17 protein-coding genes and 1 riboswitch are annotated in these 20,557 nt (G+C 65.6%); of the genes, 5 read left to right on the top strand and 12 right to left on the bottom strand.

Translation table 11 applies throughout. From position 1 onward, the window contains the following. Positions 1-6: 6 nt before the first annotated feature. The 4 genes from WFK98_RS10595 to WFK98_RS10580 form a co-directional block, all read right to left on the bottom strand. A complete protein-coding gene (locus tag WFK98_RS10595) occupies positions 7-1,488 on the bottom strand; it encodes a 4-hydroxyphenylacetate 3-hydroxylase family protein (protein WP_336800178.1) in 1,482 nt (493 codons plus the stop codon). A 346-nt stretch (positions 1,489-1,834) separates the two neighbouring features. After that, positions 1,835-3,811, bottom strand: coding sequence for a MacB family efflux pump subunit (locus WFK98_RS10590; RefSeq protein WP_266337973.1), 1,977 nt, complete (start codon positions 3,809-3,811; stop codon positions 1,835-1,837). A 4-nt stretch (positions 3,812-3,815) separates the two neighbouring features. Next, entirely contained in the window at positions 3,816-5,042 is a 1,227-nt protein-coding gene (locus WFK98_RS10585; RefSeq protein ID WP_336800177.1) for an efflux RND transporter periplasmic adaptor subunit, read from the bottom strand. Between the two features lie 105 nt (positions 5,043-5,147). Next, entirely contained in the window at positions 5,148-6,575 is a 1,428-nt protein-coding gene (locus WFK98_RS10580) for an efflux transporter outer membrane subunit (RefSeq protein ID WP_442907406.1), read from the bottom strand. 330 nt (positions 6,576-6,905) lie between these two features. On the opposite strand from WFK98_RS10580, the gene WFK98_RS10575 reads away from it, so the two are divergent. Both WFK98_RS10575 and metE read left to right on the top strand, forming a co-directional pair. After that, positions 6,906-7,256, top strand: a complete 351-nt coding sequence (locus tag WFK98_RS10575) for an ArsC family reductase (RefSeq protein ID WP_336800176.1) — start codon at positions 6,906-6,908, stop codon at positions 7,254-7,256. Positions 7,257-7,314: 58 nt separating this feature from the next. Beyond that, positions 7,315-7,537: riboswitch (cobalamin riboswitch) on the top strand. Positions 7,538-7,642: 105 nt separating this feature from the next. Further along, positions 7,643-10,003 carry a 5-methyltetrahydropteroyltriglutamate--homocysteine S-methyltransferase gene (metE, locus tag WFK98_RS10570; protein ID WP_336800175.1) on the top strand — a complete coding sequence of 787 codons (2,361 nt, stop codon included), beginning with the start codon at positions 7,643-7,645 and terminating at the stop codon, positions 10,001-10,003. Positions 10,004-10,091: 88 nt separating this feature from the next. On the opposite strand, the gene WFK98_RS10565 is transcribed toward metE, so the two are convergent. From WFK98_RS10565 to WFK98_RS10555, 3 genes are all read right to left on the bottom strand, one after another. Further along, positions 10,092-11,930 (bottom strand): heavy metal translocating P-type ATPase, encoded by a 1,839-nt coding sequence (locus WFK98_RS10565; protein ID WP_336800174.1) that lies wholly within the window; start codon positions 11,928-11,930, stop codon positions 10,092-10,094. A 128-nt stretch (positions 11,931-12,058) separates the two neighbouring features. After that, complete coding sequence (locus tag WFK98_RS10560) at positions 12,059-12,424, bottom strand: DUF488 domain-containing protein (protein WP_336800173.1); 366 nt, start codon at positions 12,422-12,424, stop codon at positions 12,059-12,061. A gap of 50 nt (positions 12,425-12,474) precedes the next feature. Continuing rightward, positions 12,475-13,353, bottom strand: coding sequence for an EamA family transporter (locus WFK98_RS10555; protein ID WP_266337967.1), 879 nt, complete (start codon positions 13,351-13,353; stop codon positions 12,475-12,477). Between the two features lie 84 nt (positions 13,354-13,437). Here WFK98_RS10555 and WFK98_RS10550 point away from each other — a divergent pair, with 84 nt between their 5' ends. Next, positions 13,438-13,935: a MarR family winged helix-turn-helix transcriptional regulator gene (locus tag WFK98_RS10550; RefSeq protein ID WP_336800172.1), complete on the top strand. Its 498-nt coding sequence runs from the start codon at positions 13,438-13,440 to the stop codon at positions 13,933-13,935. On the opposite strand, the gene WFK98_RS10545 is transcribed toward WFK98_RS10550, so the two are convergent. The 3 genes from WFK98_RS10545 to ada are packed head-to-tail and all read right to left on the bottom strand — an operon-like array spanning position 13,927 to position 16,358. After that, positions 13,927-14,451, bottom strand: a complete 525-nt coding sequence (locus WFK98_RS10545; RefSeq protein WP_336800171.1) for a methylated-DNA--[protein]-cysteine S-methyltransferase — start codon at positions 14,449-14,451, stop codon at positions 13,927-13,929. The genes WFK98_RS10550 and WFK98_RS10545 overlap by 9 nt on opposite strands. Before the next feature lie 3 nt (positions 14,452-14,454). After that, entirely contained in the window at positions 14,455-15,198 is a 744-nt protein-coding gene (locus tag WFK98_RS10540) for a 2OG-Fe(II) oxygenase (protein WP_336800170.1), read from the bottom strand. Beyond that, positions 15,195-16,358 carry a bifunctional DNA-binding transcriptional regulator/O6-methylguanine-DNA methyltransferase Ada gene (gene ada, locus WFK98_RS10535; protein ID WP_336800169.1) on the bottom strand — a complete coding sequence of 388 codons (1,164 nt, stop codon included), beginning with the start codon at positions 16,356-16,358 and terminating at the stop codon, positions 15,195-15,197. Before ada ends, WFK98_RS10540 begins: the two co-directional genes overlap by 4 nt. A 233-nt stretch (positions 16,359-16,591) precedes the next feature. Here ada and WFK98_RS10530 point away from each other — a divergent pair, with 233 nt between their 5' ends. Both WFK98_RS10530 and WFK98_RS10525 read left to right on the top strand, forming a co-directional pair. Continuing rightward, entirely contained in the window at positions 16,592-16,918 is a 327-nt protein-coding gene (locus WFK98_RS10530) for a hypothetical protein (protein ID WP_336800168.1), read from the top strand. Positions 16,919-16,928: 10 nt separating this feature from the next. Next, complete coding sequence (locus tag WFK98_RS10525; protein WP_336800167.1) at positions 16,929-17,468, top strand: hypothetical protein; 540 nt, start codon at positions 16,929-16,931, stop codon at positions 17,466-17,468. A gap of 148 nt (positions 17,469-17,616) precedes the next feature. On the opposite strand, the gene WFK98_RS10520 is transcribed toward WFK98_RS10525, so the two are convergent. Further along, positions 17,617-19,707, bottom strand: coding sequence for a DEAD/DEAH box helicase (locus WFK98_RS10520; protein WP_336800166.1), 2,091 nt, complete (start codon positions 19,705-19,707; stop codon positions 17,617-17,619). Then, a complete protein-coding gene (locus WFK98_RS10515) occupies positions 19,704-20,549 on the bottom strand; it encodes a HamA C-terminal domain-containing protein (RefSeq protein ID WP_336800165.1) in 846 nt (281 codons plus the stop codon). The genes WFK98_RS10520 and WFK98_RS10515 overlap by 4 nt, the downstream gene beginning before the upstream one ends. Between the last annotated feature and the right edge of the window lie 8 nt (positions 20,550-20,557).

Raw genomic sequence — 20,557 nt, 5'->3', positions numbered from 1 at the left:
GGCCGGTCACTCGGCCGCCGAGAGCAGGGACGGGTTTTCCGGCAGGCCGTAGCTCGCCTGGAACTCATCGACGAAGCCCTTGACGCCGTCCCAGTCGAAGAAGCGGAAGGCGTTGCCGCGCGTGACGAAGGTCGGGCCGGAATAGAACATCTCGTATTGCAGGTGGCGCGAGCCGAATTCGGAGCCGACCGCGTCCCAGGCGAGCTTCATCAGCTTGACCCGGCCGACCGCGTCGGTGACGACGGAACGCTGCGTCTTCTCGATGATGGCGCGCGTCTCGGGTGTCTCGAAATCGGCGATCGAGGAGGGCACCATGATCATACCGCCGCCCGAGAGCGTGCGGATCGCCTCGACGATCTCGGGATAGGTCGTCTGCGCGATCACCTGCGCCGTGCAGAGGATGGTCCGGTTCGGCACGTAGTAGCCGTTGAAATATTCGCCCGAGGCTTCCATCGCGATGATGAGCGCCTCGATGTTGTTGACCTTGGCGGCCAGCAGCCCCAGCGTCTCGCGCACCTGCGGATAGTTGATGATGTTGTTGAGCTCGGCGATCTTGCGGGCGAGGCCGAGCAGGAACTTCACCTTCACCATCAGCCGGATGATGCACTGGTAGTTCTGGAAGACGTGCGCGCGCGTGTCGTGCCACTGCGCCTGCGCCATCTTCAGGTCCTTGTGGACGAAGACGCGGTCCCACGGGATCTTCACATCGTCGAAATGGACGACGGCGTCGTTTTCGTCGAAGCGGGACGACAGCGGGTAGTCGAAGGTCGATGTCGCCGATTGCTCGTAGCTGCGGCGCGACATCAGCGTCAGGCCCTTCTCGCCGATCGGCAGCGCGGCGGTGAAGGCATAGGCCTCGTCGCCGGCCTGCAGCGCGTTGAAGCCCGAGACCATCATCTCGTTCGCCATCACGCCGCTGGTCGCCAGCATCTTGGCGCCGCGGATGGTGATGCCGGTGCTGTCCTCGTCGACGATCGAGGCGACGAGGTGCGGGTCCGGCTGGCCGCTCGCCGTCTTCGCCTTGTCCGACTGCGGGTTGATGATGACGTAGGAGAGGTAGAGGTCTTTGTCGCGGGCGTAGTCGTAATAGCCCTCGAGCGCGTCGGCGCGGGCCGGGTCATGGTCGCGGAAGGCGGAGAGGCCCATGCGGAAGCCGGCGAAGGTCGAGGCGACGTGGTCGGGCGAGCGGCCGATCATGCCGCAGGTCAGGCCGGCCCATTGCTCCAGCGCCTTGCGGCGTTCCACCAGCTCGCGATGGTTCTTCGGCAGCTGCCAGCCGCGGCTGACCTGTTCGCCGGTCTTCGGCGAGCGGAAGGTCATCGCCTCGATGTTTTCCGGCGCCGCCTGGAAATCGTAGAAGCTGCCGGCGGTCGCGACCGCGTTTGCAAAGGCGGGATCCGTCGTCACATCGGCGACGCGCCGTCCGTCGATATAGATCGAGCGACCGTCGCGCAGGCTGTCGATGTGTGTCTTGCCGTTCTTGACCATGGCTGTTCCTGCTGAGCGAGCTGGAGGCCACGATGCCGGGCTTTTGCCCTCCGCGATCGTAAGCGGATAGAAGGGGAGAAGACGCTCTGCCGAGGCAGGAAGCTTGGCCGCCCAATATCGGGTTCGGCGCTGCTTCCCGAAAGCTATGCGCTGGCCGCCTCACGCGTCAAGCTCGGCAGCGAGCAGGGGTGATAGGCATTTGCTGCTTTATCGGGCAGGGCGCGCTTCTGGGCATTGTGTCGTCCGATCTGCGGGCATCGTGACCGGCCCGGATCGACGCGTGGTGCGCACGCGAAGATCCGAACCTCATCCATGCCAAGCAAATCGCAGGCCGTGACGGGCCGGGCTAGCCCTTCGCCAGCGCCACGACCGGATCGAGCTGCGAGGCGTTGCGGGCCGGCAGATAGCCGAAGACGACGCCGATCAGGCTGGAGCACAGGAACGCCATGACGATCGAGGTGGTCGAATAGATCAGGCTGAAATTCGAGCTGAAGATGCTGAACAGGACGCCGAAGCCGAGCGCCGTGCCGATGCCGATCAGCCCGCCGATCAGGCAGACCAGGATCGCCTCGATCAGGAACTGCTGCAGAATGTCGCCCTGCCGCGCGCCGACCGCCATGCGCACGCCGATTTCCGAGACGCGCTCCGACACCGACACCAGCATGATGTTCATGACGCCGATGCCGCCGACGATCAGCGAGATCACGGCGATCGAGGCGACCAGCAACGTCAGCGTCGCCGTTGTCGCGGTGATGGTCTGGCGGATGTCGTCGGTATTGAGGACGAAGAAGTCCTTGGTGCCATGGCGCTGGGTCAGGAAGGTGGTGACCGCGGCCTCGGCGAGGTCCGTCGCGACATCGTCGGCGACGCGGACCGTGATGCTGCGCAGCGACGTGCTGCCGAGGAAGCGGGCCTGCACGGTGGTGTAGGGCAGGAACAGCGACAGGTTCTGGCTCGATCCGAAGCCGCCCTGCTGCGGCTTGGCGATGCCGACGATGCGCGCCGGCACCTGGCCGATCAGGATCACCTGGCCGACGGGACTGCCGTCGAAGTCGGAAAACAGCGCCTTGCGGGTGTTCTCGTCGATGACGACGTCCTGCGCCATCGAGCGGACGCTTGCGGCGTCAAAGAACTGGCCGGCCGCGAGCGTCGTGCCCTTGGCGGCGAAATACTGTTCGCTGACGCCGTTGACGAGAGCGCTCGCCTCCTTCGAGCCGAAGCGCACCGAGCTCGAGGTGGAGACGGTCGGGGTGACGGCGGCGACATAGGGCTGTTTCGCCAGCTCGTTGGCGTCGGCGACCACCAGCGTGGTGATCTTGCCCGAGCGCATGTCGCCAAAATCCTTGCCGGCGAAGATCTCCAGCGTGTTGGTGCCGAGCCCGGAGATGTTGGCGAGCACCTTCTGCCGTGATCCCTCGCCGAGCGCGACGACGCTGACCACCGAGGCGATGCCGATGATGATGCCGAGCATGGTCAGGAAGGTGCGCAGCTTGTGGGCGCGCATGGAGAGCAGCGCCATGCGCAGCGCCTCGCGGCCGCGATCGAGGATCGAGCCCCAGCGGCTGCCTTTCCTCTGCGCCTTCGGCGCGGCGTGGCCGATGGCCGGGGAGAGCGGCTCCTTCGGCTTGCGCGTATCGGAGATGATGACGCCGTCGCTGATCTCGATGATGCGCTCGGCGCGCGCGGCGACCGCCATGTCGTGGGTGACGATGATGACTGTCTTGCCCTCGGCATGCAGCTCTTCGAGGATCTTCAGCACTTCCTCGCCGCTGTGCTTGTCGAGCGCGCCGGTCGGCTCGTCGGCGAGGATGACGTTGGCGCCGTTCATCAGGGCGCGGGCGATCGAGACGCGCTGCTGCTGGCCGCCGGAAAGCTGGCCGGGGCGGTGATCGGTGCGGTCGGCCATGCCGAGGCGGCCGAGCAGGGCGGCGGCGCGGACCTGCCGGTCCTGCGGTGACTGACCGGCATAGACGGCCGGGATCTCGACATTGCCGAGCGCGGTCAGTTCGGCGAGCAGGTGATAGCGCTGGAAGATGAAGCCGAAATGCTCGCGTCGCAGCGCCGCCAGTTCGTCCGGCTCCAGCAGCGAGGTCTCGCGGCCGGAGATGCGATAGCTGCCGGAAGTCGGCCGGTCGAGGCAGCCGAGAATGTTCATCAGCGTCGACTTGCCGGAGCCCGACGCGCCGACGATCGCCACCATCTCGCCGGCGGCGATCGAGAGATCGACGTCCTTGAGCACCGCGATCGTGCCGTCACCGGAGGGAAACTCCCGGCGCAGGTCGGATAGCGTGATCAGCGGTTCGGCGGTGTTCGGGGCGTGCATTCGCTCAGAACCCCATCGGCGGCGGGCCGCCCATCCGGCGCGAACCGGAGGCGGAGGCGGTCGCGGAGCCCTCGCCGGTGACGACCTTGTCGCCGGCCTTGAGGCCCGACTTGACCTCGGCGATGACCTTGTCGTTGAGGCCGATCTCTACCTTGCGCGGCGTGATCTTGTCGCCCTCGACGACACGAACGGTGTAGCTGCCATCGGCGTTGCGCGGACCGAGGGCCACGGCCGGGACCGTCAGCACATCGTTGGCCTTGCCGAGCACGATGTGGACTTCGGCCGTCATGTAGGTGCGGAGCCGGCCGTCCTCGTTCGGGACGTTGAAGATGCCGTTGTAGTAGATCGCCGACGAGGTCGACGAGGAGGAGGTTGTCGTCGACGAGGTCGAGAAGCTGCTGTCGCTGCGGATCGATTCCGGCGCCGGCTCGATCGAGGCGAGCGTCGCCTCGTAGCGCCGCTCCGGATCGCTCAGGATGGTGAAATAGATCGGCTGCCCGGCGCTGACGCGGACGATGTCGGCCTCGGAGATCTCGGCGCGGACGGTCATCACGTCGAGCTGGCCCATGATGACGATGGTCGGCGCCGACTGTGCGGCGTTGACCGTCTGGCCCTCCTGGGTGACGACGGCGAGCACGGTGCCGTCGATCGGCGCCGTGATCTGGGTGTAGCCGAGATTGGCCTCGGCGGTCGAAACCGCGACTTCCGCCTCGATGATGCTGGCGTCGAGCGCCTCGATCTGGGCGCGGGTCGTCTTGACGTTGGCGTCCGCCGTCTCGAAATCGGCCTGCGAGACGGCCTTCTGCGCCAGCATGGATTTCTGCCGCGCCAGCGTCTGCTCGGCGAGTAGCAGCGAGGCTTCCTTCTCGACGCGCTGGGCCCGGATATTGGCGAGCGCGGCCTTGGAGGTGCGGAGCGCGTTTTCCTGCGTGACCGAGTCGATCTCGGCGATCAGGTCGCCCTTATTCACCTGCTGGCCGAGCTCGACCTTGAGCGCGGTGACGCGGCCGGAGACCTGCGCGCCGACGGCGACGAGCTTGGACGGTTTCAGCGTGCCGGTCGCCAGTACGGTTTCCTCGACGTTTCCGGTCGAGACGGTGGCGGTCATCATCGCCGGCGCCTTGGCGCCGGTGAAGCTGGACCGGAAGGCGTAGCCCGCGCCCGCCAGCACGATCAGCGCGAGGATCAGGAAGGGAAGGCGGGAGCGCCTGCCTTTGGGGTTCGTGCTCATGCGGGTCGGGTTCCGGGAGATGGCTGAACCGCCCCGTTCCGGGTGCGCGGAGAAGCGGCGCACGGCGTCGGCGGGGCGAGGGCGGGGTGAAGGGGGCGCTGGCGACTATTGCCGGGCAAGGTGGGGGCCCATGCGCTTGTCGACGATGACCGGCTTCGAACTGTCGATCGCGCCGCTCCAGCCGCCGCCCAGCGCCTTGTTGAGCGCGACATAGTCGGTGGCGATGGCGACGCGGCTCTCGATCAGCGCGTCCGATGCCGAATAGAGCGAGCGTTCGGCGGTCAGCACGTCGAGGAAGCTGGAGGAGCCCGCCTGGAACAGCGTCCGCGCGACCGTATTGGCCTCGCCATAGGAGCGGGCGGCCGAGGCCAGCTTGCCGGAGCGGATGCGTTCCTGCGACAGCGCGACGATGGCGTTTTCGACATCTTCCAGCGCGGTCAGCACCGCCGCCTGATAGGCGATGAAGCTCTGGTCGCGCTGGGCCTGCGTCACCTCGACGGCGGCCTTCAGCTGGCCGCCGTTGAAGATCGGCACGGTCAGGCTGGGGCCGAAGACCCAGCTGATCGACGAACTCTTGCCGAGGTCGCCGAGCTTGGCGCCGTTGGTGGCGATGTTGCCGGTCAGGCTGGCGCTCGGATAGCGCGCCGCTTCGGCCTGGCCGATCTTCGCCGTGGCGCTTGCATATTGCGCCTCGGCGAGGCGGACATCCGGGCGGGCGGTGAGGATGTCGGCCGGGATGCCGGCCGGGATCGGCAGGCGCGGCGCCGGCACCGGCCTTGGCTTCTTCATCCGCTCGACCAGCGCGCCGGGGGCGCGGCCGGTCAGGACGGAGAGGCGATGCACGGTCTCGGCATAGGCGGCTTCGAGCGACGGGATGCCGGCCTCGGTGCTGCTGGCCTGGCCCTCGGCGGTGGCGACGTCGGCCGCGGTGGCGCCGCCGGCCTCGAACTTGTTGCGGGTGATCGCCGCCGTCTCGCGCTGCGATGCCGCCGTGCGCCTGGCGAGCGCGATGCGGGCCTGGTAGCCGCGGGCGGTGACATAGTTGCTGGCGACGTCGCCGATCATGGTCAGCAGAGCCGCGCGCAATTCTTCCTCGGCCGCATCCATGCCATAGCGGGCCGCTTCGACGGCGCGCTTGTTGCCGCCGAAGAGGTCGAGTTCCCAGCTGGCGTCGACCCCGGCCTGGAACTGACTTGAGATGTCGCCATTGCTCTTGCTGCGCGTGGCGGCGCCGCTGCCATTGGCCGACGGCAGAAGCGTTCCGACCGTCTGGCGGTAGCTGGCGCGCGCTTCGCGGATGCTGGCCTTGGCGGTGGCGACGTCGAGATTGCCGGCGACGGCCTCGTTCACCAGCTCATCGAGCATCGGGTCGCCGAGGCGTTGCCACCATTGCGACAGCTCCGGCGGCTTCGACGGCTTGACCGCGGAGCCGGCGCTCCATTTCATCGGCAGCGAAACTGTCGGCTTCTCGACATCCGGCCCGACGACGACGCAGCCGCCGAGCGCCGTCGTCAGGGCAAGCAGCAGCCCCAGACGGGACAGTCTGGCGGACGTGCGCTGGGATGCTCCGGATGGAGCCTGTCCGGAGCGCGGTTCCGCAAATTGCCGGGCGACCGGAAGCCTTTGAAGAAGCAAGTGTGAATCCAAATTAATTATAATGAAGGCTAGCTATATTCGTCGGCTCAATGGCCCGTCAACGCCGCCCGGCAGGGCGCATGGCCGCATGCAGATTGCGCTGCGGCGTCTTGCACGCGGCCTTCGGGGAGGCCGGATCTGCATCTCTGGCGTGGCAGCCGCTATGATCGGCGCAGGGAATCGCGGGCGGCTGGATCCAGCCAGCCTGCCTCACAGGAGAAAGACGGCGTGACGGTCACGATCTACGGCATCAAGAACTGCGACACGATGAAGAAAGCCCGGCAGTGGCTTGATGCCAATGGCATTTCCTATGAGTTCCATGATTACAAGGCCGAGGGCATCGATCGCGTGCATCTCGATCGCTGGGTTGGCGAGCTGGGCTGGGAGACGGTGCTGAACCGGGCGGGAACGACGTTCCGCAAGCTCGAAGACGCCGACAAGCAGGATCTCGACGCCAGCAAGGCGATCGGCCTGATGCAGGCGCAGCCCTCGATGATCAAGCGGCCGATCCTCGATCTCGGCGACGGTCGCCTGCTGGCCGGCTTCAAGCCGGAGATCTATGCGGCGGTGTTCGAATAGGCCTCATGTCGATATAAGGATATCTTTATATCCCGCTTGACGGAGGGCGGCACGACGCTTAGGAGTCGGGCGTCGTGGTTCCCTGGGCCGTCTGCGCGGCGCCAGGGCTAAGAGGGAATCCGGTGCGTCTGTCCGAAGGGGCGGGCAACGCCGGAGCTGCCCCCGCAACTGTGAGCGGCGAGCCCGGGTCCATTCCGTGTCACTGAAGCGAGCGCTTCGGGAAGGCCGGACCGGGGCGGCGACCCGCGAGCCAGGAGACCTGCCGCGACCTCATAACGTCCCTGGGCGGGGTGTCCCGGTGGTGCGCTTGCGCCCGCCGTTCTTCGCGCCGGGATTCTACGCATGCGTCCGCTCGGCCTTTGCCCCCAAACATTTGGGGTAAGCCGATGTCTCCTTCTCCTTCCACGCTGCCTGTCAGCACGCTCGGTACGCCGCGGATCGGTCCGCGCCGCGAGCTCAAGTCTGCCCTCGAAAGCTACTGGTCCGGCAAGAGCCGCTCCGATGACCTGCTCGCCAGCGCCGCCGCGCTTCGCGCCTCCAACTGGGCGCGCCAGCATGCGCTCGGCGTCACCAACATCCCGTCGAACGATTTCTCGCTCTATGACCATGTGCTCGACACCAGCCTCATGGTCGGGGCGATCCCGGAGATCTATGGCTGGACCGGCGGCCCGGTGCCGCTCGACACCTATTTCGCCATGGCGCGCGGCAGCCAGGGCGATGGCGCGCATGCGGATTGCGGGCATCATCATCACGGCGCGGGGCAGGGCGTGCCGGCGCTCGAAATGACGAAGTGGTTCGACACCAACTACCACTACATGGTGCCGGAATTCACGGCCGGGCAGCGCTTCAGCCTCGCCGCGACCAAGCCGCTTGACGAATATCTGGAGGCGAAGGCGCTCGGCTACGAGACGCGGCCGGTGCTGCTCGGTCCCGTCAGCTATCTGAAACTCGGCAAGAGCAAGGATGCCTCGCTCGATCCGCTGTCGCTGCTGCCCGGCCTGCTGCCGGCCTATGTCGAGATGCTGCGCCGGCTGGCGGCGAACGGCGCCGAATGGGTGCAGATTGACGAGCCCTGCCTCGTCCTCGACCTCGACGACAAGAGCCGGCAGGCGCTCCGCGTCGCCTACGGCATGTTCGCCTATGCGCTGCCCAAGCTGAAGCTGATGCTCACCCCCTATTTCGGCGCGCTCGGGGACAATCTCGACACCGCGCTGGAGCTGCCCGTCGCGGGCCTGCATCTCGATCTCGTTCGCGCGCCGGAGCAGCTCGATGCCGTGCTGGCGAAGGCGCCGCGCGGGCTCGTGCTGTCGCTTGGTGTCATCGACGGCCGCAACATCTGGCGCGCCAATCTCGCCACCCTGCTCGACCGGCTGGAGCCGGTGGTGGCGCGCCGGGGTTCGGATCATATCCAGATCGCTTCGTCCTGTTCGCTGCTGCATGTGCCGATCGACCTGGAACAGGAAACCGAACTCGACGCCGAGCTGAAGAGCTGGCTGGCCTTCTCCGTCCAGAAGATGGGCGAACTGGCGAGCCTCGGCCGGGCGCTGGCGGGCGGGCGCGAGAGCGTCGCCGCCGAGATCGCCGCCTCGGTGCTTGCCGTCGGCACGCGTTCGACGTCGCCCCGGGTTCATGACGCCGCCGTGGCGGCCCGCTCCGCCGCCGTCACCGCCGAGCAGGCGCGGCGGGCGAGCCCGTTTGTCGAGCGGCACGCGCTGCAGCAGGGCGTGCTCGACCTGCCGGCCTTCCCGACGACGACGATCGGCTCCTTCCCGCAGACGTCAGAGGTGCGCAAGGCGCGCGCCGCGCATGCCAAGGGCGCCCTGGACGACACCGCCTATGAGGCGTTCCTGCGCCATGAGACCGAGGCGGCGATCCGCTGGCAGGAGGAAATCGGGCTCGACGTGCTCGTCCATGGCGAGTTCGAGCGCAACGACATGGTGCAGTATTTCGGCGAACAGCTCGCCGGCTTCGCCTTCACCAAGTCCGGCTGGGTGCAGAGCTATGGCTCGCGCTATGTGCGGCCGCCGATCCTGTTCGGCGACGTGTCGCGGCCGAAGCCGATGACGATCGAATGGTGGCGCTATGCCCAGTCGGTGACGAGCAAGCCGATGAAGGGCATGCTGACCGGACCGGTGACGATCCTGAACTGGTCGTTCGTGCGCGACGACGTTCCGCGCAGTGTCGCCTGCCGGCAGATCGCGCTCGCCATCCGCGACGAGGTGCAGGATCTCGAGAAGGCCGGCGCGTGCATGATCCAGATCGACGAGGCGGCGCTGCGCGAGGGCCTGCCGCTCCGGCGCGGCGAATGGGGTCCCTATCTCGCCTGGGCCGTCGAGAGCTTCCGGCTCTGCGCCTCGGGCGTCGCCGACCGGACCCAGATCCACACCCACATGTGCTATTCCGAGTTCAACGACATCATCGACGCCATCGCGGCGATGGATGCCGACGTGATCTCGATCGAGACGTCGCGCTCGAAGATGGAGCTGCTCGAAGCCTTCGTCGGCGACAATTATCCGAACGACATCGGGCCGGGCGTCTACGACATCCACTCGCCGCGCGTGCCGGCGGTGGCAGAGATGACCGACCTGCTCGACAAGGCGGTCGAGCGCCTGCGGGCGAGCCAGATCTGGGTCAATCCGGATTGCGGGCTGAAGACGCGCAAATGGGAGGAAGTCCGCCCGGCGCTCGTCAACATGGTGGCAGCCGCCCGGCAATTGCGGGCGCGCTTCGCCGAAGCCGCGGAGTAACTCCGGTTGTCAGCCATGCCGGGGAGCCCTCTCCGGCATGGCGAAAGGCGATGTCGACAAAGGCGAGTCCGGCCAACGGCTTGCGCGGTTATCCTCGCAGGGCGCGCAGCGCGTTCAGGATCACGGCGACGTCGATCGCCTCCTGCAGAAGTGCGCCCTGCAGTGGCTGCAGGTAGCCGAGCGCGGCGGCGATCATGGCGAGGATCGAAAGGCCGAGCCCGACGACCACGCTCTGCATCGCGATCTTTGCCGAGCGATGCGAGATGCCGATCGCATCGGCGAGGCGGTCGAGCCGGTCGACCAGCAGCACGACATCGGCCGATTCCGACGAGGCGGCCGCGCCGCGCGCGCCCATGGCGACGCCCACGTCGGCGACCGCGAGCGCCGGTGCGTCATTGACGCCGTCGCCTACCATCATGACGGGGCCGATCTTGCGCGCCTCCAGCACGACATCGACCTTTTCCTGCGGCGTCAGGTCGGCCTTGAGCGCGTCGATGCGCAGGGCCTCGACCAGCGGCCTCGCCACGGCGGCGCGATCGCCCGTCGCCAGCACGATGCGGTCGATGCCGGCCTTGCGCAGGCGCTGGATGACGGTCGCCGCGTCGCCGCGCATCGGATCGGCTAGCACCAGCACGCCGGCCAGCGTGCCGTCCACGACCACGTCGACGGTAGCGGCGCCGCTTGCGAAGGCCGGCTTGCCGATCCTGCCATTGTCGCCGACATGGTCGCGCGCATAGATCGAGCCGCCGACGGCGACCTTGTGGCCGTCGACGATGCCCGCGAGCCCGGCGCCCGCCGTCTCCAGCACGTTCTGCGGCGTTGAGAGGCGGAGCGAGCGCGCACGCGCGGCCTCGATCAGCGCCTCGGCCATGACATGGGTCGAGGCCTGATCGAGCGAGGCGGCGAGGCGCAGGATTTCGTCGGCCTCGAAGCCGGGCGCGGCCCAGATGTCGGAGAGTCCGGCGCGGCCATGGGTCAGCGTGCCGGTCTTGTCGAGCACGGCGACGCGGGCGCGGCCCAGCGCTTCCAGCGCGCCGCCGCCCTTGACCAGAACGCCGACGCCGGCCGCCCGCGAGATGCCGGCGATGATCGCGACGGGTACGGCGAGGATGAGCGGGCAGGGTGTCGCCACTACCAGCACGGCAAGCGCGCCAATCGGGTCGCCGGTCCAGATCCACGCGCCGCCGGAGAGCAGCAGCGTCAGCGCGAGGAACCAGAGCGCGTAGCGATCGGCGAGGCGGACCGAGGGCGCCTTCGATTGCTGCGCCGACTCGACGAGCCGCACGATGCCCGCATAGGCGCTGTCGGCGGCGGGGCGCAGCACGGTGAGATCGAAAGGCGGGCCGATCGCCGTCGTGCCGCTCAGCGCCTCGCCGCCGCTTTCGACCGTGACGGGCAGGGATTCGCCGGTCAGCGCCGAGGTGTCGATCGTGGCGCTCCGGCTGGCGACGACGCCATCGACGGGGAGCACCTCGCCTTGCCGGATCAGCAGCCGGTCGCCGGGCGCCAGGCTCTCGATCGCCACCTCCTGCAGCCCGTCCGGGCCATGCTTCATCGCCGTGCGGGCGACCCGGCCGAGTAGCGCGGTCATCTCGCGGCGGGCACGACGCTCGGCAAAGTTTTCGAGAAACTGGCCGCCTGCATACATCAGGGCTACGACATTGCCGGCGAGCGGCTCGCCGAAGGCGAGCGCCGCCGACATGGAAAGCGCGGCGATGATGTCGAGCCCGGCATCGCCGCGCCGGAGGGAGGTGACGATCTGGATCAGCAGGCTGAGCAGGACCGGCAGCGTTGCCAGGCCCCAGACGAAGGACGCCGCGCCGCGGCCGCCGACGAGATAAAGCAGCGCGCCGGCCGAGAGACCGCCGAGCGCCGCGGCGAGAAGCGCCATGTTGCTCGACCAGATGGGTCGCCGCGTCTGCTCCATCTTGCCCGAAATCCCCAGCCCCGTTCGCTTCGGCGCAGCTTCCCCGGGAAAGCCGCTCGGCTCCCGATTGCACCTGTCTGGCGACAGCAGCGCATTTTCTCGCGGCTGTCGATGGGCGAGGGGCGGTGCTAGCGGTCTTCTCCGGCTGCATCCCCGGATTCCAGGATCGCCCTCAGCACCACCGCCTGATTGTGGGTCTCGTCCTTGGCGCCATACAGCAGTGTCGTCGTGCGGCCGGCGCATTGGGCGCGGAGGGCGGCGACGGCGTCCGGCTGTGCGGCCAGCTCGGCGCGATAGCGGATGACGAACTCGTCCCAGTTCGCTGCCTCGTGGTGGAACCAGGTGCGCAGTTCCGTCGAGGGCGCCAGTTCCTTGGCCCAGAGATCGACGCCGGCGCGCGCCTTGCTGATCCCGCGCGGCCAGAGCCGGTCGACCAGCACGCGAAAGCCGTCGGCGGCAGAGGGGGGCTCATAGATGCGTTTCAGCAGGATCATGCCGGATCATCGCCGGAATGCGGCATTCGGTCCAGAGCGCGGGAGCGTCGTCAGCCGGTGGCCGGCGCGACGGCCTTCGCCGGTTGCCGCTGCACGCGCTGGCCGTACCAGATGCTGCCGAGCACGGCGACCATGCCGATCAGCTGCGCCGGGCTCAATGTCTGGCCGAGCGCGGCCCAGCCGAGGATGACGGCGGTGAGCGGGCTCAGGAAGCCGAGCGGCGACACGGTCGGCGGCCCCAGCCGCTCGATACCGCGGAACCACAGCGTGTAGGTCAGCGCCGCGCCGATCAGGCCGAGATAGGCGAGGCCCAGCACATTGGCGCCGGTCAGCTCTGCCGGCATCGGCTCCAGCCACAGCGCGAGCGGCAGCAGCAGGATGCCGCCGGCGGTCAGCTGCCAGGCCGTGAAGGTCAGGGGCGAGACGGGCGGCTGCCAGCGCCGCGTCAGCACGTTGCCGCAGGCCATCGACACGGCGCCGACGAGCCCGGCGAGGATGCCGATCGGATCGAGCGCCGCCTGCGGCGTCAGGATCAGCAGCGCCACGCCGGCCATGCCGACGATAGCGGCGAGCACCGCCAGCGGTCGCACGGCCGTGCCGAGCAGCAGGCGGGCGAGCAGGATGACGATCAGCGGCTGCACGGCGCCCACCGTCGCGGCGACGCCGCCGGGAAGCCGATAGGCCGAGACGAATAGCATCGCCCAGAAGATCGAGAAATTGAGCGCGCCGAGCACGAAGACGCGTGGCCACCAGATGCCGTGCGGCAGCCTGCGCACCGCCACGAGCAGCAGCAGGCCGGCAGGGAGGGCGCGCAGCACCGAGACCGTGAGCGGAATCCCCGGCGGCAGCAGTTCCGTCGTTACCAGATAGGTCGTGCCCCAGATCGTCGGCGCGATTGCCGTCAGGAGCAGGTCGAGATTGCGGGACATGACGGCACTTTCGCGGGATATCTCGACTTCAAGATAAATCAGTTTGTCTTGACGTCAAGATATCGCAGAGGCGATGGTCGTCCGATGGATGCCGTCGACGAAATCCTGAAGCAATGGAACCACCATCGGCCCGACCTCGATGTCGAGGCGATGGGACCGATCGGCCGGCTGGGCCGGATCGTGCATTACCTCACCCGCGAGATGGACAAAAATCTCGCCCAGTTCGGGCTGACGGCGGCGAGTTTCGACGTGCTGGCGCCGCTGCGCCGTTCCGGGCCGCCCTACCGGCTTTCGCCCGGGGATCTCCTGGCGACGATGATGGTCACCTCGGGCACGCTGACCAACCGGATCGATCAGCTCGAGAAGGCCGGACTGGTGGTGCGCCTGCCGAACCCGGACGATCGGCGCAGCCTGCTGATCTCCCTGACCGAGACAGGCTTCGCCACGATCGACGCGGCGGTGACCGCGCATGTCGAGACGCAGAAGCGGCTGATCTCGATCCTGTCGCCCGAGGAGCAGGCGGCGCTCGATCCGCTGCTGCGGAGCTTCCTGGCCGGGATCGCGGCGCGCGAGCTAGGCTGAGGCTGCGTGCCTCGCCTCGTGATCGAGCAGCCAGCGCTTGCGCTCCGTGCCGCCGCTATAACCGGTCAGCGCCCCGTCGGCGCCGACCAGCCGGTGGCAGGGGATGACGACGCAGAACGGATTGGCGCCATTGGCATGGCCGACGGCGCGGGGTGCCTGCGGCCTGCCCAGCCGCTCCGCCAGCCGGCCATAGGCGAGCGGCGCGCCCGGCGGCACCTCGCGCAGCGCTTGCCAGACCTGCTGCTGGAACGGCGTGCCGTCCGTCTTCACCGCGATCCGTTCGAGCGCCGCGATCTCCCCGGCGAAATAGGCCCGCATCGCATCCGTGATCGCCGCCGGCGCGGCGCCCGGCTCCAGAGAAAAGCCGTCCCTGCCGAGCCGGCGCGCCAGCAGGCGATCGAGTCGGTCCTCGCATCCGACATAATCCGTCGCGCGCAAGAATCCGTCACGGTCGGCGGCGAGCAGAATGTCGCCGATTGGCGTCCGGAACGTCTCGACAGTCAGCCGGATCGGCATGGCTCAGCTCGCATCGTGGAAGATGAGCCCAAGCGTGTGTCGGCGGCCGGAGCGGACGCGGCTGACGCCATGGCGGAGGTTGACGCGGTAGCTGCCCTTCGTTCCCTGGACCGGGCGGTTGTGCACGGCGAAGGCGACGGCGTCGCCCTGGCGGAGCGGCACCACCTCGGCCCGGCTCTGCATGCGTGGCCGCTGCTCGGTCAGCACGAACTCGCCGCCGGAGAAATCCGCGCCCGGCTCGGAAAGCAGGATCGCCACCTGCAGCGGGAAGGCGAGGTCGCCATAGAGGTCCTGGTGCAGGCAGTTGAAGTCGCCCGGCCCGTAGCGCAGCAGAAGCGGCGTCGGTCGAACCTGCCCGGCGGCGTGGCAGAGCGCGAGATAGTCGGCATGTTCCGCCGGATAGCGGGCGTCCTCGCCCATCCGCGCGTTCCAGTCGTTCGCGACCGACGCCAGCCTTGGATAGAGCGCGGTGCGCAGGCTCGCCACCAGATCCGGCAGCGGATAGCGGAAATAGCGATATTCGCCCCGGCCGAAGCCGTGCCGCGCCATGTGGATATGGCTGCGGAAATGCGCCTCCTCGTCATAGAGCGCGGCGATCGTCCGACACTCTTCCGCCGAAAGCAGGCCCTCCAGCACGGCGTTGCCATAGCCGTCGAGGTCGGCGGCAAGGCATTGCCAGTCGTAGCCGCCGACGCGGGTCTCGGCCGCGTCGGCGATGCCGGTCAGGCGGGGCGCGGCGGTGTTCATGCCTGCGCCTCCTTCTCGAGCAGCGCGCGCTTGCGCTCGACGCCCCAGCGATAGCCGGAAAGCGCGCCGTCGTTGCGGACGACCCGGTGGCAGGGGATCGCCACGGCGATGGCGTTGGCGGCGCAGGCGCCCGCCACGGCGCGCATGGCGGTCGGCGCGCCGATCCGCTCGGCGATGTCGCGATAGCTCGCCGTCTCGCCGGCCGGGATCGCGCGCAGCGCCTGCCAGACGCGCTGCTGGAACGCCGTGCCGCGCACGTCGAGCGGCAGATCGAGGCCGAGCTGCGGCGCCTCGACGAAGCCGACCACCCGCGCCACCAGGGCCTCGAATTCGGCGTCGCCGCCGATCAGGTTGGCGTTCGGAAACCGGTCCTGCAGCTCGCGCGCCAGCGTTTCCGGGTCGTCGCCGAGCGTGATGGCGCAGATGCCCCTGTCGCTCGCGGCGACCAAGATGGCGCCGAGCGAGCACTGCGCCAGCGCGAAGCGGATCTCGGTATCCACCCCGCCGGCGCGATAGGCCGTTGGCGTCATGCCGAGCACGGCGTTCGAGGTCGCATAGAAACGGCCGCTCGAATGGAAGCCGGCATCATAGATCGCCTCGGTGACGCTGCCGGCGCGGGCGAGCTGTTCCTTTGCGCGCGAATCCCGATGCGCGGTCGCATAGGCCTTGGGCGTCAGCCCGGTCACGGCCTTGAAGACACGGTGGAAGTGATAGGGGCTCATGCCGACCGAGCCGGCGAGTGCCTTCAGCGACGGCATCGCCTCGGCCGTCTCGATCGCCCGGCAGGCCTTCTCCACCGTCGCCGCATGCTGCTCGGCGAGCGAGGCGGCGTTCGGTGTGCAGCGCCGGCAGGCGCGGAACCCGGCCGCCTCCGCCTCGGCCGGACCGGCGAAGAAGGCGACGTTTTCCGGCTTCGCCGGCCGCGCCGCGCAGGAGGGTCGGCAATAGACGCCGGTCGTCCGGACCGCATAGACGAAATCGCCGTCCGCCGCGCGGTCGCGCGCAACCACCTTCTGCCAGCGCGGGTCGCGCTCGACGGCGCGCGCCGCGGCGGCGGCGCGGCCGGCCTTGGTGGCGGCCTTGGTGTCGATCTCGGCCCCGGCAACCTCCCGGGCCGGGGCATTTTGGTGCAGCGCGTTCTCTTGCAGCTCTTGGGCCATGACATTCATCCTTCGCATGGATCGTGCCCTCTAGGTAGGCCCCGGCCGGCAGGCCCGCACTCCGGCGCTTGCTTTCGAATTTCCGCGACACGAGCGCCAGCGCGACGTGGCGGGGAGGGCGCGGATCCCCGGCATTCGCCCGCCTGAAATCCCCGGTTGCAGGGTCGGTCCTCGTCAATTGACCGCTGCGGCGTGGAGCTGTTCAATACAGGCTGGGAGCCTGGGGGACGGACATGAACCACACGATTCGAAATTGCGCGGCCGCGGCGCTGCTGGCGCCGGCGCTGCTGCTGGCGCAAGGCGGGGCCAGTTACGCCAAGAACGGCCAGAACGCGGCGGCGCTCATCGGCGGCATTGCCGGCCTCGCGGTCGGCGCGGCGATTGCCGACAGCGCCAATCGCAACAACGACATCTATGGCGCGCCGCCGCCGCCGAGCTATCGTCCGCCGGCGCCGTTCTCGCCCGCCGGCGGCGTCATCTGCTATCCGGATCAGCGCGCCTGCTACAACAATGGTGGCGCCTATAGTGGCAACTGGACCTGGCGCGTCTATGACCGCTGAGGGGGGAATCATGCTCGCACATACATCCTGGCTCGCACCGAGCTTCCGCCACGCCCGCGCGCTCCGCGGCGCGCTCGCGGCAACCGCCTTCGCCGCCCTCCTCGCTTTGCCGATGACCGGCGCTTCGGCCGAGACGGCGAACATCGCCCCGACGCCGCCGGCCGGCGCCGCCGCGCCCGCGCCCGACGCCGACAATGACCGCGCCGACGCGGCCTGGGCCGATTTTCTGGAGACCGAGGGCGCCATCCTCGCCGATGCGCAGTTCGCGGCGCTGAACAACCTCGCCTTCCAGGCGGCGGCGGTCCGCGTCTGCGACGGCCACGCCCTCGCCAAGGAAGCCTTCGGCAAGGCGATCGGCGACGTGATCGCCAGCGGCGACAAGGAGCTTTCGGATGACGACGCCGAAGCGCGGAAGACGGCGATCCTCGTCGCCTTCGGCGCCCGCTACGGCCTGTTCATCGCCGAGGCGCATGGCGACAAGACCGATTTCTGCGCCTCCGCCGCCAAGCTGAAAGCGGAGCCGGAAGGGACGCCGGTGTTTCTGGAGTAGGTTTTTTGGGATGGGCGGCCTTCGATCTGAGGACGCCCTCGCCATCATCTATTGCCTGTGGCTGCTGCGTTCAACGGAAGTTCACGGGCGTAGTTTAGCCATCGCAGGTGGTGTGCCGCTTGATGGAGCGCTTTTCTAGTCTGAAGCACTAGATTTGGGGTTGCGGTAATGCGTCGAGTATCCAGGACTGCTCTATGGCGCTTAGCCGTCTGTCTGCTCCTAGTGCGAGGCTCCTGAGCCGCCCGCTAAGGTCTGCGACTGTGTCGTTCTTTCGAAGAAACCGTTCAGAAATCTGAATAGGAACGCCTCTTTCCTCCAGAATTTTTAGTGGTTCTGCTCTAAACCACCTAGGCATCTCAGCGATGAAAAGCTCATAGTTGCTTGATCCGCCCTCTCTTCTGATTAGGAGGTCGATCACCGCAAAATACTCGGGCAAGCTATATTCCGCCGCGCGAAGAAACTTAAACACGCCATCGATTTTGTCCGGATCGCCGGTAAAGGTACCAGCGTGCCACATAAAGAATTCTCTAATTGTGGAGGCTGACCGAAGTTTCGATAGATACATAGCAAGTTGCTTGTATGAATGTACTCCGAATTCGTTCATTCGCTTCGCGTGGGACAAGATCTCGCAGACTGCACAAATCTCTTCATAGTTCGGCCGAGCTGACCATTGAATTTGGGCCCTACCGCGTAGTCTGCCGATAACCAGTTCCCGGAGTTCGGCAAGTGTTTCAATGCCGATTGATGAGAAACGGCGCAACTCTTGAGGGCTCAGGCCGACTTTCTCAACTAGGTCAGCAATGCGATCATCGATTGCTTGAGTGGTATCATCCTCGTCGATATGAACGACAAATTCGTCGGGTGCGTCATCTAGATCACCGAAAAGTGGAGCTGTAACTTCAATATCTGACGCGCCAGGTGGTGTATGGAATAGATAAACATTTCCGACATGGTGTTGCCCAAGTCGACCAGCCCGACCTCTAATATTTGAAAATGTAAAAAAGTCGTAGTCGGCTCGATTTATCTTCTTATCGTATATTAGCACCGATTTGGCAGCCGTATTTACGCCCTCAATCAATGTGGAGGTGCATATTAGGATCGGAATCTTCTTGTCGTTAAATAGCCTTATTAAGCGGGAGGCGAGTGCACGTGGGACGCGACCGTGGTGCACCCCTACGCCAGCCGCTACGGCTTCTGTTACGCTCCAGCCTGTGCCATAGTTACTCTCCATCCAAAGCGCCAGGTCCTTCCCGTCTCCTATTGCTTTGTTAACTTCGGCCAGTTCCTTGGACAGCTTGTTGGCGCGATCTGGGGATGAAACAAATACGAGCGCTGGCCAGTTGGATTCTCTGTAAACTTCTTCAGATAGCCGAGAGGCTTTGTCCTTCACCCCATTGAGATCGAATGTATCAACAGCAACAGTGGAAAATCTTGTTTTAAGAAATTGGAACGTCCATCTATTGTCTTGAGAAATATTGACGTTGTCGATATTCGGTCCAATAAAAAAGAACTGTTTCGATTTTTGTAGTAGCTTATATACTGCCGCATTCAGCGTGACACTTCTATCGTCTTTACGGGAGGGGTCCAGTTTATAGAACTCATCGACGACGACCAAATCAAGAAAGCCGAGATCATCACGATTTATAAGACGCTCCTGAGTTCCGAGGAATATTACTTTCCGTTGAATCTGTTTTTCGGAATGGTGCATCAAGACGTCGAATGCACTCCCAAACCTTCCTACTAAACGCCGCCTAAATTCGTCGAGAAGGGCTATCGTGGGCAGTACAATCGCTATGCGGTTGAAACGCCCGGTCAGCAGCAATGCATCGACCAAAAGGCTCTTTCCAAAGCTGGTTGGTGCGCTCAAGATTAGGTTGTTGCCGTTGAGTAGTGTGTTTAGAGCAGATAACTGTTCGCGATGGAGGGCGATGCCCAGTGCTGGTACGGTAGCGGCCTCGGCTATCAGTTCATCTCTTATATCCGCTTGAGCCCGATCAATGTAATTCCATAAACCTACCGACCGCGCGAGAGCGTTGTACGCTTCTTGAAATGACGATAGTTCGGGTCTCCTTTCTAGGAGTTCAGCTAAGCGCGGTACGATGCCGAGTAGCGCGGGACTATCGTTGGCCTCGACTTGTATGGCCTGAGAGGCGATTTGCAGTACTTGAAATATTTGGCCTTTAAGCCGATCACCTGACAGATCGTTGATCGCTCGCCAATCAATTTCTGGAATCGTCATTGCAGGCCCTTCAAACGGCGATCGAATGCCTCAACTAAGGAATTCTTGTTGGCGAGCGGCGTGTAGATGAGTCGAATACGAACTCTCTGGTTTAGTCCGCTATTGTTTATACGTGACCAAAGGTATTCGAGTTCAGACCGAATTTTCTGTAAATATGCATTGTCTGTAGTCTGTGCCTCAAGAGCGGCCAAACTGTCGCAGGAGATTCCTATTACAAAGACTGCATTGCCGATCAGTTCGTCTAGGCTGGAATTCTTATTGAAAAGCGCTACTATTTCTTCATAACGAGGCGTGGATTTAGGTATCTGAGGGCCTAGGAGTACCTTCTGGTTTGTGAGGAAGCCCGCATCTAGGTGCTGGCTTACAGATGCAATTGCGTCGGAGACGGCTTTGGAGGCCGTCTCATAGAGCTTTGACTCCCCGAGCCAAATTTCAGGCTTTTGGTTGTCGATAAGTCTCACATGAACCATGTCGAAGGCTTTTACGACGTCGTTCGAGGATGATTTATAGAAAACGCGAGGGCTTAGAGGTATTGTTCCGAAGTAATCTCGGCAAATTGCGTGAAGTGCAATTTCGCCTGCTTCACCACGATTTTTGTACTTCTCACTAGTGTAGACGCGGATAGCTGCCTGATGTAATTTCATCAGTAGATTTTCGTGATGTATCCGAAGCTCTTCTTCCGGGAGCGCATACTCTGGAAGCCATTCTGCTAAATGGAATGCGAAAGGCGAGCAGCGCCATTCATTCATCTCAAACCCAGCACAATAGGCTTCTGTGCCTTCGCCAAGCGATACTTGCAACTTCGCAAGGAAGCGATCCGGCTTTTGATCGTAAACAGACATGATTCCCC

It is taken from the genome of Kaistia sp. MMO-174 (assembly GCF_037147815.1).
In the GTDB taxonomy this organism is placed as follows: Bacteria; Pseudomonadota; Alphaproteobacteria; order Rhizobiales; family Kaistiaceae; genus Kaistia; species Kaistia nematophila.
Note: the sequence above shows the minus strand (reverse complement) of the source record. Positions and strands in the feature narration are given on the sequence as shown.

Bases quoted from the DNA above. Each gene is read 5' to 3' on its own strand.
- WFK98_RS10520 (WP_336800166.1), bottom strand. From the start codon at position 19,707: ATGACGATTCCAGAAATTGATTGGCGAGCGATCAACGATCTGTCAGGT.
- WFK98_RS10560 (WP_336800173.1), bottom strand. From the start codon at position 12,424: ATGATCCTGCTGAAACGCATCTATGAGCCCCCCTCTGCCGCCGACGGC.
- WFK98_RS10550 (WP_336800172.1), top strand. From the start codon at position 13,438: ATGGATGCCGTCGACGAAATCCTGAAGCAATGGAACCACCATCGGCCC.
- WFK98_RS10525 (WP_336800167.1), top strand. From the start codon at position 16,929: ATGCTCGCACATACATCCTGGCTCGCACCGAGCTTCCGCCACGCCCGC.
- WFK98_RS10595 (WP_336800178.1), bottom strand. From the start codon at position 1,488: ATGGTCAAGAACGGCAAGACACACATCGACAGCCTGCGCGACGGTCGC.
- WFK98_RS10545 (WP_336800171.1), bottom strand. From the start codon at position 14,451: ATGCCGATCCGGCTGACTGTCGAGACGTTCCGGACGCCAATCGGCGAC.
- WFK98_RS10555 (WP_266337967.1), bottom strand. From the start codon at position 13,353: ATGTCCCGCAATCTCGACCTGCTCCTGACGGCAATCGCGCCGACGATC.
- ada (WP_336800169.1), bottom strand. From the start codon at position 16,358: ATGGCCCAAGAGCTGCAAGAGAACGCGCTGCACCAAAATGCCCCGGCC.
- WFK98_RS10565 (WP_336800174.1), bottom strand. From the start codon at position 11,930: ATGGAGCAGACGCGGCGACCCATCTGGTCGAGCAACATGGCGCTTCTC.
- metE (WP_336800175.1), top strand. From the start codon at position 7,643: ATGTCTCCTTCTCCTTCCACGCTGCCTGTCAGCACGCTCGGTACGCCG.
- WFK98_RS10590 (WP_266337973.1), bottom strand. From the start codon at position 3,811: ATGCACGCCCCGAACACCGCCGAACCGCTGATCACGCTATCCGACCTG.
- WFK98_RS10585 (WP_336800177.1), bottom strand. From the start codon at position 5,042: ATGAGCACGAACCCCAAAGGCAGGCGCTCCCGCCTTCCCTTCCTGATC.
- WFK98_RS10530 (WP_336800168.1), top strand. From the start codon at position 16,592: ATGAACCACACGATTCGAAATTGCGCGGCCGCGGCGCTGCTGGCGCCG.
- WFK98_RS10515 (WP_336800165.1), bottom strand. From the start codon at position 20,549: ATGTCTGTTTACGATCAAAAGCCGGATCGCTTCCTTGCGAAGTTGCAA.
- WFK98_RS10540 (WP_336800170.1), bottom strand. From the start codon at position 15,198: ATGAACACCGCCGCGCCCCGCCTGACCGGCATCGCCGACGCGGCCGAG.